General features: G+C 59.1%; 10 protein-coding genes, 1 tRNA gene and 1 rRNA gene. 5 read left to right on the forward strand and 7 right to left on the reverse strand.

The window, feature by feature from the left end; genetic code table 11:
- From rrf to tcdA, 3 genes are all read left to right on the forward strand, one after another.
- A 5S ribosomal RNA gene (rrf, locus tag ACW5XD_RS23645) occupies nucleotides 1-85 on the forward strand; the annotation flags it as partial.
- Between the two features lie 98 nt (nucleotides 86-183).
- Nucleotides 184-260, forward strand: a tRNA-Asp gene (locus ACW5XD_RS23650).
- 155 nt (nucleotides 261-415) lie between these two features.
- Entirely contained in the window at nucleotides 416-1,273 is an 858-nt protein-coding gene (gene tcdA, locus ACW5XD_RS23655; protein WP_456496982.1) for a tRNA cyclic N6-threonylcarbamoyladenosine(37) synthase TcdA, read from the forward strand.
- Here the strand turns inward: tcdA and ACW5XD_RS23660 are convergent.
- Together ACW5XD_RS23660 and ACW5XD_RS23665 are read right to left on the reverse strand one after the other, a co-directional pair.
- Nucleotides 1,258-1,695, reverse strand: a complete 438-nt coding sequence (locus ACW5XD_RS23660; RefSeq protein WP_456496983.1) for a SufE family protein — start codon at nucleotides 1,693-1,695, stop codon at nucleotides 1,258-1,260. The genes tcdA and ACW5XD_RS23660 overlap by 16 nt on opposite strands.
- Before the next feature lie 12 nt (nucleotides 1,696-1,707).
- A complete protein-coding gene (locus ACW5XD_RS23665; protein ID WP_456496984.1) occupies nucleotides 1,708-2,928 on the reverse strand; it encodes a SufS family cysteine desulfurase in 1,221 nt (406 codons plus the stop codon).
- Nucleotides 2,929-3,094: 166 nt separating this feature from the next.
- Between ACW5XD_RS23665 and rep the strand changes: the two genes are divergently transcribed.
- Nucleotides 3,095-5,107, forward strand: coding sequence for a DNA helicase Rep (gene rep, locus ACW5XD_RS23670; RefSeq protein WP_098981367.1), 2,013 nt, complete (start codon nucleotides 3,095-3,097; stop codon nucleotides 5,105-5,107).
- Nucleotides 5,108-5,115: 8 nt separating this feature from the next.
- On the opposite strand, the gene ACW5XD_RS23675 is transcribed toward rep, so the two are convergent.
- The 5 genes from ACW5XD_RS23675 to ACW5XD_RS23695 form a co-directional block, all read right to left on the reverse strand.
- Nucleotides 5,116-7,401, reverse strand: a complete 2,286-nt coding sequence (locus ACW5XD_RS23675) for a putative bifunctional diguanylate cyclase/phosphodiesterase (protein ID WP_456496985.1) — start codon at nucleotides 7,399-7,401, stop codon at nucleotides 5,116-5,118.
- Nucleotides 7,402-7,485: 84 nt separating this feature from the next.
- Nucleotides 7,486-7,941, reverse strand: a complete 456-nt coding sequence (locus tag ACW5XD_RS23680; RefSeq protein WP_456496986.1) for a c-type cytochrome — start codon at nucleotides 7,939-7,941, stop codon at nucleotides 7,486-7,488.
- 200 nt (nucleotides 7,942-8,141) lie between these two features.
- Nucleotides 8,142-9,170 (reverse strand): L-threonine 3-dehydrogenase, encoded by a 1,029-nt coding sequence (tdh, locus tag ACW5XD_RS23685; protein WP_456496987.1) that lies wholly within the window; start codon nucleotides 9,168-9,170, stop codon nucleotides 8,142-8,144.
- A gap of 56 nt (nucleotides 9,171-9,226) precedes the next feature.
- Nucleotides 9,227-10,417: a glycine C-acetyltransferase gene (locus ACW5XD_RS23690; protein WP_456496988.1), complete on the reverse strand. Its 1,191-nt coding sequence runs from the start codon at nucleotides 10,415-10,417 to the stop codon at nucleotides 9,227-9,229.
- Nucleotides 10,418-10,532: 115 nt separating this feature from the next.
- Nucleotides 10,533-11,177: a TetR/AcrR family transcriptional regulator gene (locus tag ACW5XD_RS23695; protein WP_042870427.1), complete on the reverse strand. Its 645-nt coding sequence runs from the start codon at nucleotides 11,175-11,177 to the stop codon at nucleotides 10,533-10,535.
- 146 nt (nucleotides 11,178-11,323) lie between these two features.
- On the opposite strand from ACW5XD_RS23695, the gene rfaD reads away from it, so the two are divergent.
- Entirely contained in the window at nucleotides 11,324-12,283 is a 960-nt protein-coding gene (rfaD, locus tag ACW5XD_RS23700) for an ADP-glyceromanno-heptose 6-epimerase (RefSeq protein WP_456496989.1), read from the forward strand.
- The last annotated feature ends 70 nt before the right edge of the window (nucleotides 12,284-12,353 follow it).

Raw genomic sequence — 12,353 nt, forward strand, 5'->3', positions numbered from 1 at the left:
GATCCCATGCCGAACTCAGAAGTGAAACGCGGTAGCGCCGATGGTAGTGTGGCATTCGCCATGCGAGAGTAGGACACTGCCAGGCACCCAATTAAACAGTGATGTGAAGAATGACGTCATTGGCCGAGAGGATGACACCTCGTTGAAGCGGCAGACAATTTAGCAAAAAGCTAACCAGACAGCGGAGCGGTAGTTCAGTTGGTTAGAATACCGGCCTGTCACGCCGGGGGTCGCGGGTTCGAGTCCCGTCCGCTCCGCCACTAACAAGAAGCCCAGTCGAAAGACTGGGCTTTTTTTCGTTTCAAGCATGCCGACACCGCACTCATTTCCCCCTCGCATCAACACCGTCATCATCCGATCATCGCCCCTGAGAGAGGTTGCCGCTATAATGGCCGCCCTCAAGCAAGGTGATGGTATGAAAGCAGAATATCTACAGCGATTCGGGGGCATTGCCCGTCTTTATGGTCAGAGCGCGCTGCGCTCCTTCAGCCAGGCGAAAGTCTGTGTGGTCGGGATCGGCGGCGTCGGTTCCTGGGCGGCAGAGGCTCTGGCCCGCGTTGGCATCAATCAGATCACCCTGATCGACATGGATGATATCTGCATCACCAACACCAATCGCCAGATCCACGCCATGCAGGGCACGGTCGGCCGTCTCAAGACCGAAGTGATGGCAGAGCGCATTCGTGCCATCAACCCGGATTGCGAGGTGATCGAGGTGGATGATTTCGTCACTCCTGACAACCTGGCCGAGCATATCAAGCGGGAGTTTGACTATGTGGTGGACGCCATCGATTCGGTCAAGGCCAAGGTGGCGCTGATAGCCTTCTGCAAGCGCAACAAGATCCCTGTGATAGTGGCTGGCGGTGCCGGCGGGCAGATGGACCCCACCCAGATCACCGTGGCCGATCTGGCCAAGACCATTCAGGATCCACTGGCGGCAAAGGTGCGATCCGATCTGCGCCGGCTGCACAACTTCAGCAAAAACCCTGCTCGCAAGTTCGGGGTGGAGTGTGTCTTCTCAACCGAGCAGTTGAGTTATCCCGACGGTAATGGCGGCACCTGCCAGGCCAAGGCGGCTAGCGACGGCAACATGAAGATGGATTGTGCCTCCGGCTTCGGGGCCGTGACGCCGGTGACGGCGACCTTTGGGCTGGTCGCCGCCTCCCGGGTGCTGAAGAAGATTGCCGAGCGGGGGGCTAAAGTGGAGCGCCTTGAGGCAGCCGCGAAGGCAGAAGAGATATCGCGGGTGGCCGGAGATCAGACCGACGCCTGATCCTGGATCGCCAGTACTATCGCTCTGAGCCCGTTACCCCGTGACGGACTCAGGTGTTTCTCCAGCCCCAGTTCGGTGAAGTAGGCCTCCATATCAAAGGCCTGAATCGCCTCTGCGGATTGGTGGTTGAGCGCCGCCAGCACGGTAACGATAAGGCCGCGTACGATGCGGGCATCGGAGTCGCAGGCGAAGTGCCAGCATCCATCTTCGCTCTTCTCACCTTTCAGCCAGGCTTGGCTCTCGCAGCCTTTCAGGCGGTTCTCTTCGGTCTGCCACTCGGCGGGCAGCGCGGGCAGCAGCTTGCCTAGCTGAATGATCAGTCGGTACTGGTTCTCCCAGCCCTTGGCGGCGACGAACTGTTGGCGAATTGCTTCGGCGTCGGGTTCCCGGCCTATGGCGGTGTAGTGCTCGAGGGTATTCATCTCAGTCATGCCTTAAAAGAAATCTTCCAGTCTGTGCAGGGCTGCCAGCAGGGCATCCACGTCATCTTGATTGTTGTAGCAGGCCAGCGAGGCCCGCATGGTGCCGCCGATGCCAAGGCTCTCCATCAGCGGCATGGCACAGTGGTGCCCGACCCGCAGCGCTATGCCTTGCATGTCGAGCAGGGTGGCGGCATCTTGCGGGTGGATATCCTCCAGCAGGAAAGATACCGCACCGGCGCGTTGGCGAGGTTCGCCGACCAGATGCAGACCCGGCACCTGTTGCAGTCCGGCAACCAGATAGTCGGTCAGCGCCGCTTCATGGCAGGCCAATGAGTCCTTGTCCTGCTCCATCACAAAGTCGATGGCAGCGGCGAGGCCGATGGCGCCGGCAATATGGGGGGTACCGGCTTCAAACTTGAAGGGCAGGGTGTTGAAGGTGGTGCCCGAGAAGCTGACTCTGTCGATCATCTCGCCCCCCGCCTGCCAGGGGGGCATCCGCTCCAGCAGTTTGGTGCGACCCCACAGCACGCCGATGCCGGTCGGGCCATAGAGCTTATGGCCGGAGAAGACGTAAAAGTCACAGCCGATGGCCTGCACATCCACTTCGAGGTGCGCCACCGCCTGGGCACCGTCGATCAGGGTCACGGCGCCAACCGCTTTGGCGGCTGTCACCATCTGGGTGACCGGATTGACGGTACCGAGCGCATTGGAGACATGGGACACGCTCACCAGCCGGGTGCGCGGTCCCAGCATGGCCTGATAGGCGGCCATATCGAGATTGCCGTGCTGGTCGAGGGGGATGACTCGGATAAGGGCGCCGGTGCGCTCGGCAATCAACTGCCAGGGCACTATATTTGCGTGGTGCTCCAGGGTGCTGAGTACGATTTCGTCCCCCACCTTGAGCTCGCTCTGGCCCCAGCTCTGGGCCACCAGGTTGATGGCCTCCGTGGTGCCGCGAGTCCAGATCACCTCGTGGCTATGAGGCGCATTGATAAAGTGAGCGACTGTCTCGCGGGCGGCCTCGAAGGCGCGGGTAGCGCGACCACTAAGGGCATGGGCGGCGCGGTGCACGTTGGCGTTGTCGGCCCGATAGTAGTGCGCGATGGCATCTAGCACTGCTTGCGGCTTCTGGGTGGTGGCGGCGTTGTCCAGATAGACCAGAGGGTGGCCGTTGACCTGCTGCGCCAAGGTCGGAAACTGGCCGCGCAGTCGGGCGTGCTCTTGCTGATTCATGCTCCCCTCGTCATCATCTAGAAAAGTCGGCCATGATCCTGAAAATGGCGCTCGAACACAAGGATCGCGATGTTTGCCGACTGATGGTGTGCGGCGCAGCGATGCGGCTCGCCCGCTGATTTCTGTTACAATGCCGCCCCTCATCATAAGCCAAGAGATCCGGCCCATGAAGCTCAACCCCAATCAGAACGAAGCGGTCAAGTTTGTCTCCGGCCCTTGCCTGGTGCTCGCGGGAGCCGGATCGGGCAAAACGCGCGTCATCACCAACAAGATCGCTTATCTGGTGCAGCAGTGTGGCTATAACGCCCGCAACATAGCGGCCGTCACCTTCACCAACAAGGCTGCGCGGGAGATGAAGGAGCGGGTCGGCCAGACCCTGGGTCGCAAGGAGGCGCGGGGACTCATGGTCTCCACCTTCCATACCCTGGGTCTCGACATCATACGTCGCGAGCACAAGAGTCTGAATCTAAAGGCTAACTTCTCCCTGTTCGACGACACCGACCAGCTGGCGCTGCTCAAGGAGCTGACCGAGGCTGAGCTGGATAACGACAAGGACAAGCTGTCGGCCCTCATCAGCCAGATCTCCAACTGGAAGAATGATCTTATACTGCCAGCGCGGGCCATGCGTATCGCCCAAGGGCCGGAAGAGGTGCTGATGGCCCAGCTCTACGAGCGCTATCACCGCCAGATGGTGGCCTACAACGCGCTCGACTTCGATGACCTTATCGTGATGCCGACCCTGCTGCTCAAGAGCAATGACGAGGTACGCACCCGCTGGCAGAATAAGATCCGCTACCTGCTGGTCGATGAGTATCAGGACACCAACACCAGCCAGTACGAGCTGGTGAAGCAGATAGTCGGCGAACGGGCCCGCTTTACCGTGGTTGGGGACGATGACCAGTCCATCTACTCTTGGCGTGGCGCCAAGCCGCAGAATCTGGTGCTGCTCAACGAAGACTTCCCGAGCCTCAAGCTCATCAAGCTGGAGCAGAACTACCGCTCCAAGGGACGCATTCTGAAATGCGCCAACATACTGATCGCCAACAACCCTCACGTGTTCGACAAGGCGCTCTTCTCCGAGCTCGATTACGGGGTGCCGGTCAAGGTGTTGTTTGCCAAGAACGAGGAGCATGAGGCGGAGCGGATCGCCGCCGAGCTGATGGGCCACAAGTTCATGAACCGCACCCGGTTCAAGGATTACGCCATCCTCTACCGAGGCAACCATCAGTCGCGCATCTTCGAGAAGGCGCTGATGACCAACCGCATCCCCTATCGCATCTCGGGCGGGACCTCCTTCTTCTCCCGTACCGAGATCAAGGACATCATGGCTTACCTCAAGCTGCTGGTGAATCCGGACGAGGACACCGCCTTCCTGCGGGTGGTCAACCTGCCACGGCGGGAGATAGGCCCCACCACGCTCGAAAAACTTGGCCAGTATGCCAACCAGCGCGGCAAGAGTCTGTTTGCCGCCAGCTTCGAGCTGGGACTGGAACAATCTCTCTCCGGTCGTGGTCTGGTAGCCCTGCAAGCCTTCACCAACTGGCTGGTGCGACTCGGCGATCAGGCGCTGCGCGGCAACCCGGTGGAGGCGGTGCGGGACATGATCAAGGAGATCCACTACGAGGAGTGGCTTTACGAGACGTCCCCCAGCCCCAAGGCGGCAGAGATGCGGATGCAGAACGTCTCCACCCTCTATCGCTGGATCACAGAGATGTTGGAAGGGGATGAGCTGGAGGAGTCGATGACGCTCGCCCAAGTGGTGACTCGTCTTACCCTGCGCGACATGATGGAGCGCAACGAGGGGGAGGATGATGCCGATCAGGTGCAGCTGATGACACTGCACGCCTCCAAGGGACTGGAGTTCCCCTACGTCTTCATGGTGGGGATGGAGGAGGGGTTGTTGCCCCACCAGACCAGCATAGATGAAGACAACGTGGAGGAGGAGCGGCGTCTCGCCTATGTGGGCATCACCCGTGCCCAGACCGAGCTGACCTTCACCCTCTGCAAGGAGCGACGCCAGTATGGTGAGTCGGTGCGGCCCGAGCCGAGCCGCTTCCTGCTGGAGCTGCCTCAGGACGATCTGGAGTGGGAGAACCAGAAGAAGGTGACGGCCGAGGAGCGCCAGCAGAAGGGGCAAGTCGGGGTTGCCAACCTGAGGGCGTTGTTCAAGAAAGATTGAGTCGGCGGCTAGCTGTGCTCGCTCTTGGTCTGGGTGAGCAGGGGTGTGATATCGGCTCCCGGCATGGGGGGGGAGATGTAGCGCCCTTGCCCCATCAGGCAACCCATGTCGATCAGTTTCTGCAGCTGCTGCTGGTTCTCGATGCCTTCGACTACCAGGGTGAAGTCCAGGTCCTGACAGATGTCCCGCATGGCGCGGATCAGCGCCAAATCCTTGGGGGATTGCAACATGCGATGGGTGAAGCTGTCATCCACCTTGATATAATCCACCGGGAAGTGGAACAGGGCATTGAGGGAGGAAAAGCCGGTGCCAAAATCATCCAGACTGATCTGAATGCCCTTGGCCCTCAGTTCGTGCAGGGAGGTGAGGGCATCGGAATCCTGCCGCGACAGCTCCCGCTCGTTGAATTCAAAGATCAGATAGCCAGGCGCTATCCCCTCGGTTTCTATGATGTCCATCAGCCGCATGATCTGCTCGTGATTGACCAGATGCTTGCCGGAGAGGTTGATGGCGACCTTGAACTTGCTCTGGCCCGAAATGGGCAACCACTCTTTCAGCTGTTGGCAGGTGTGGCGCAGGATCTGGTAATCCAGCTCCTGAATGAGACCGCACTGTTCCGCCAACGGGATGAAGTCGAAGGCATCCTTGAGTACCCCCTCTTCGGTGATCCAGCGGGCCATCACCTCCAGTCCGGTCAGGCGGCTGTCCTTGAGCCGGATCACCGGCTGGAAATAGGGCAGTATGCGGCCCTCCCGCAGGGCCCTGGCCAGCATCTCTTCAGGTGAGGCCCAGGTCTGAATCGAACACTCTTCCGAATAGCTGACGATGCGGCTGCGCCCGTTGCGCTTGGCCTGATACATGGCCAGATCGGCTTGATGCAGCAGTTGGCTGATGTCGGTGGTTTGCTCCGATACGCTGGCCACCCCCAGACTGACAGTGATGCCCCGCTCGTTGCCTTGCAGCCGGAAGGGATAGGAAAGGCGGCTGATGATGCGATTGAGCACCGGGCTGATGTCGTCCTCATGCTTGCTGTTGTCCAGATAGATGACGAACTCGTCCCCTCCCAGCCTGGCCACCATGTCATTCTGCCGGATGCAGGTTTGCAGCCGGCGGCTCATCTCCTTCAGCAGTTGATCGCCGGCGCCGTGACCCAGAGTGTCATTGACCTGCTTGAAGTGATCCACATCGATGAAGATCAGCGAGAACCCGGGTGACTTGTAACGGTGGAAGTGGGTCATGGCATGGTTGAGGTGGTTCATCAGCAGGGCCCGGTTCGGCAACTGGGTCAGCGGATCGTGCAGGGCATCGAACTGTAGCCTGCGCTCCAGTTCCTGATGCTGCTTGAGCTGCTTTTGCAATCTCAGGTTGGTCTGCCGCAACTGTTGCAGGCGTTGATTGATGGAGTCTTCCGAATTTATGTCGTGCAGCTCTTGCCTGATCCGTCTCAGTTCCAGCAGCAGGGTCAGCTGGCTGCGAAGGAAGTCGAGGAATAGCCGATCGTCCGTCTCCAGCGGCTGTGGGGTGCTGATGATGAAATGGGCGAAATATTGCTGCTGCAGTCGCAGGGGCTGGCTGTACCAGAACAGCTGCTCCTTGTGCTGCTCCATGTTGTTGGTGCTGTGACACATGCCCGCGATGAACTCATCGCCGTGCAGCGGCAGCTCGGGATAGATTTTTTCCAACTGGTGGCTGTCGATGCGCACCAGCAGCATGTCCTGGGTGTTCAGCATCTGGCGCAGCACGGCTTCCAGCTGGGAGAACAGGGCCTGGCTGGGCAGGGTATTGGCCAGCCGGATGATGCGATTGATGCTCTCGATTTTTTTCTGCCAGTCCGGATCCTTGCGGATGAGCGGAGAAGCCAGCGCCGAGAGTTGCGAGCCGGCCTGGGTTTCATTCAATCGCTTGGCGAGGCACTCCAGCAGCAGGCGCAAAGTGGGCAACTCCTTGGGCTGGCTGCAGGCCAGCAACCACTGCACCTGGCCATGCTCGATGGGAAACACGCACCAGCCCTGGGCTTCATCAAGCTGGGTCAGCTGCTCGGTGAGTCGCGATTCTTCCAGCCCCAGCTGCAGTTTGAAACTGTCGGAAATCTGATGTTCGCATACCCAGTGCAGCCCAGCCTCTGACAAGCCCAGCATGCCGAAATGCTGCAGGGGGCAGAGCTGGTCCAGTTGCTGGATCAGGGTGTCGTAATCTTTGGGCGTGGCAGAGGAGGGGGCAGGAAAATCCATAATAGCGGACACCAACGCCAGCAAGGGAGTTGAATACTGTGGTGCTATGGGTTGCGCTGACATAGAGACTCCCGATTTGCCTACCCTACAAAGAGTAGTCGGAAGTGAACAGATTGAAAGGGCCGCAATTGCGGCCCTTTCAATCACTTAGAGCTTGTCGATCATGTAGTGAATGGCGTTTTCGATCTCTTCATCGCTACAGGTGGCGCAAGTCCCCCGTGGCGGCATGACGCCGGTTTTGCCAGCGAAACCTTCGATGGCATGTTTCTTCAATGTATCAATGCCTTGGGCTATACGTGGCTCCCACGCTGCCTTGTCACCGCGTTTCGGTGCACCGGCAATCCCCATGTCATGGCAGGCGAAGCAAGCGCCCTTGAACACGGCCTCGCCATCGCGCGGGCCTGAGGGGGCCGCAGCAGCAGGAGCTGCGCCTGCGGTCGCAATCCCTTCCAGATCCTTGGCGGTATAGACTTGACCGACAGGCTTGATCCGTTCGGCAATCACTTCCGGTGACATCTCATCGGCAGCAAGCACCACGCCGGACAGGCTGGCAGCCGTCATCCCGACAACCAGCAAATAGCTCAGTTTTTTCAACACGCTCATGTACTCCCAGCAGGCTTTTATTATCCCTAGAAAACGACTGGATTATAACCGAATAGTTACAGCCATTTAAACGCTTGTGTGTGAAGTGTTAAGCACTCTGCGTGCAAAGTTTCTTCGTCAGATCACAAACTGGCGAGGAGAGGCGCAGAAAAAGAAACCCGGTCTTCACCGGGTTTCATGGGATTGAGCCGCCGAGAGGCTTATTTATCCCAGCTGAGGATTACCTTGCCGGACTGGCCGGAACGCATGGCATCAAAGCCCTGCTGGAAGTCATCTATATCAAAACGGTGGGTGATGATGGGAGAGAGATCCAGTCCGGACTGGATCAGGCTGGCCATCTTGTACCAGGTTTCGAACATCTCGCGACCGTAGATCCCTTTGATAAACAGCCCCTTGAAGATCACTTTGTTCCAGTCGATGGCCATGGTGGCGGGCGGGATGCCGAGCATGGCGATCTTGCCGCCGTGGTTCATCTTGTCGATCATGTCCTGGAAGGCGCTGGGTACGCCGGACATCTCCAGCCCCACGTCGAAGCCTTCGGTCATGCCGAGCTCGCTCATCACGTCGGAGAGTTTCTCCTTGGCCACGTTGACGGCGCGGGTGGCGCCCATCTTGCGGGCCAGCTCCAGCCGGTATTCGTTGACGTCGGTGATCACCACATGGCGGGCACCCACGTGGCGACAGACGGCGGCAGCCATGATGCCGATGGGGCCTGCGCCCGTGATCAGCACGTCTTCACCCACTAGGTCGAAGGAGAGTGCGGTGTGCACCGCGTTGCCAAACGGATCGAAGATGGCGGCCAGCTCATCGGGAATGTTGTCCGGCAGCTTGAAGGCGTTGAAGGCCGGGATCACCAGATACTCGGCGAAAGCGCCCGGGCGGTTGACGCCGACGCCAATGGTGTTACGGCACAGATGGGTGCGGCCGGCGCGACAGTTGCGGCAATGGCCGCAGGTGATGTGGCCTTCGCCGGATACCCGGTCGCCCACGGCGAAGCCGCGCACTTCCTGGCCGATGGCGACCACTTCCCCTACGTATTCGTGACCCACCACCATGGGCACCGGGATGGTCTTCTGGGACCAGTCGTCCCAGTTGTAGATGTGGATGTCGGTGCCGCAGATGGCGGTCTTGCGGATCTTGATCAGCAGGTCGTTGTGGCCGAGCTCGGGGGCCGGTACGTCTGTCATCCAGATGCCGACGTCTTTATGCAGTTTGGAGAGTGCTTTCATGGTTGTTCCTTCACGATGAATGCAGAAAAAAGGGGCATTCGGCCCCTTGATTCAAATCAGATGACGCCGAGTTCACGGCCGATGCGGATGAAGGCATCGATGGCCTTGTCCAGCTGCTCACGGGTGTGGGCGGCGGACATCTGGGTACGAATGCGCGCCTGGCCCTTGGGCACGACCGGGAAGGAGAAGCCCACTACATAGATGCCGGCAGCCAGCATGCGGCTCGCCATCTCGGAGGCCAGCTTGGCATCGCCCAGCATCACGGGGATGATGGCGTGATCGGCACCCGCCAGGGTGAAGCCGGCGGCGCTCATACGCTCGCGGAAATACTGGCTGTTCTCTTTGAGGCGGGCGCGCAGCGCGTGACCGTCGGCCAGCATGTCGATCACCTTGATGGTGGCCGAGACGATGGAGGGCGCCAGCGAGTTGGAGAAGAGATAGGGGCGGGAGCGCTGACGCAGCCAGTCGATCGCCTCTTTCTTGCCGGAGGTGTAGCCACCGGAGGCACCGCCGAGCGCCTTGCCCAGGGTGCCGGTAATGATGTCGACCCTGTCTAGCACGTCGCAGTATTCGTGAGTGCCGCGGCCGTTCTCGCCGATGAAGCCGACGGCGTGGGAGTCATCCACCATCACCAGTGCATCGTATTTGTCGGCCAGATCGCAGATTGATTTGAGGTCGGCGATGACCCCGTCCATGGAGAAGACCCCATCGGTGGCGATCAGCTTGAAGCGGGCGCCATCGGCATCCGCCTGCTTGAGCTGGGCTTCCAGCTCGGCCATGTCGTTGTTGGCGTAGCGATAGCGTTTGGCCTTGCACAGCCGCACGCCGTCTATGATGGAGGCGTGGTTGAGGGCATCGGAGATGATGGCGTCTTCGGCGCCGAAGAGGGTCTCGAACAGGCCGCCGTTGGCATCGAAGCAGGAGGAGTAGAGGATGGTGTCCTCGGTGCCGAGGAAGGCGGACAGTTTCTGTTCCAACACCTTGTGATTATCCTGGGTGCCGCAGATGAAGCGCACCGAGGCCATGCCGAAGCCGTGGCTATCCAGCCCTTGATGGGCCGCTTCGATAAGGTCCGGGTGGTTGGCCAGCCCCAGATAGTTGTTGGCACAGAAGTTCAGTACCTGCTCGCCACCCACCGCAATCCGGGCCTGCTGGGCCGAGGTGATGATGCGCTCCTGCTTGTACAATCCTTCCGCCTGCACCTGGCTAAGCTGCTCTGTCAGGTGACGATAGAATCCGTTAGACATCCTCGAACCTCATTGGCTATTTCAGCTGATTATCAACAATGGGCAGTATTTTACTGCAATCTGTTGCGGTGAATTCAAATGATTGTGCTGATATTCAACAATTGTGAAACAGATCTCACCCTGCTGGTTGGGCCAGCTGACGGTAATGCTGCTCCAGCTGGCGGATCTGCCCGGCTACCTGGGGCTGTACATAGGGGCGCAGCAGGAACAGTACCCGCAATACCCCCTGATAGAGCAGCGGCTTGGTGATGCGGGTATTGGGCGCCTGGGCAATCTGGAACGGGATCCAGCAGGTCACCACCATCTTGATGGTCTGGCCAAGGTCGGGCAGGTCTTCGTCGTTGACGTCTATGATGCCCCCTTCACGCAGGCTCCTGAGCAAGGCGACCACGGAGGAACGCAACTGCTCCTGGGCCTTGAGGTATTTCTGCTGCAGCGGCTCATCGCGACTCAGGATGTCCGGTAGATTTGCGTAGAAGAAACGGAACTGCCACATCAGATAGAAGATGGCATCCAGGTAGCCCATCAGGTTTTCCAGCTTGATCTCGTTGCTGCGCGCCGGGGTGAAGCTCTCGCTCAGGTGGCGGGCGTATTGATCAAAAATCGAGTGGATGATGTCTTCTTTATTCCTGAAGTGGTAATAAAGGTTGCCAGGGCTGATGCCAAGATGGGCGGCAATGTGGTTGGTGGTGATGTTGCGCTCACCCTGATCGTTGAACAGCTCGGTGGCGCTGTGAATGATCCTGTCTCTGGTTTTCATCACTGTTCCCTCTGACGGGCCCGTTGCATCAAGGTCGAATCCCCTTGCGGCCCGTGATAAACTTTTCGGCAATTTCAAATTGGCTCACTATACACAGCTTTAACAAGCAGTCACACGTGGCCATCAACGTACGCGAGGCAAACTCCATGATCGTAGTAACTGGCGGTGCTGGCTTTATCGGCAGCAATCTGGTCAAGCAGCTGAACGCTCAAGGACGGACCGATATCGTGGTCATCGATGACCTGACCGACGGCACCAAGTTCGTCAACCTGGTCGATCTGACCATTGCCGATTACATGGATAAGGACGAGTTCCAGGCGCGGATCGTCTCCGGTGACGAGTTTGAAGAGTGGGACGACGGCATCGAGGTGATCTTCCACGAAGGTGCCTGCTCCGCGACCACTGAGTGGAATGGCAAGTTCATCATGGAGGTCAACTACGAGTACTCCAAGGATCTGTTCCACTACTGCATCGAGCGGGAAATCCCGTTCATCTATGCCTCCTCCGCTGCGACCTACGGTGGCCGCAACGACAACTTCATCGAAGATCCCAAGTTCGAGCAGCCGCTCAATGTCTATGGTTACTCCAAGCAACTGTTCGACCAGTATGTGCGCCGCTGGATGCCGGAGATCAACTCCCAGGTAGTGGGTCTGAAGTACTTCAACGTCTACGGTCCGCGCGAGCAGCACAAGGGCTCCATGGCTTCCGTTGCCTTCCACCTCAATACCCAGGTGAAGAAGGGCGAGAATCCCAAGCTGTTCGAAGGCTGTGACGGTTTCCCGAACGGTGGCCAGATGCGTGACTTCATCTATGTGGATGACGTCTGCAAGGTGAACCTCTGGTTCTGGCAGAACCCGCAGCACTCCGGCATCTTCAACTGCGGTACCGGTCGTGCCGAGCCGTTCCAGAACGTGGCCGATGCCGTGATCCAGCATCACCAGAAAGGGGCCATCGAGTACATTCCCTTCCCTGATCACCTCAAGGGTCGCTATCAGAGCTTCACCCAGGCAGATATGACCAGACTGCGCGGTGTCGGTTATGACGCCGAGTTCAAGACAGTGGCCGAAGGCGTGGCCGATTACATGACCTGGTTGAACCGGGTTTGATCCCCCTCTGACGGGGGGGGGGCGGGGGCCCCGCGCCCGGGGGAGCGGAGCGGAAAAAAATTATTTGTGG

The sequence above is a fragment of the Aeromonas enterica genome, assembly GCF_054052465.1.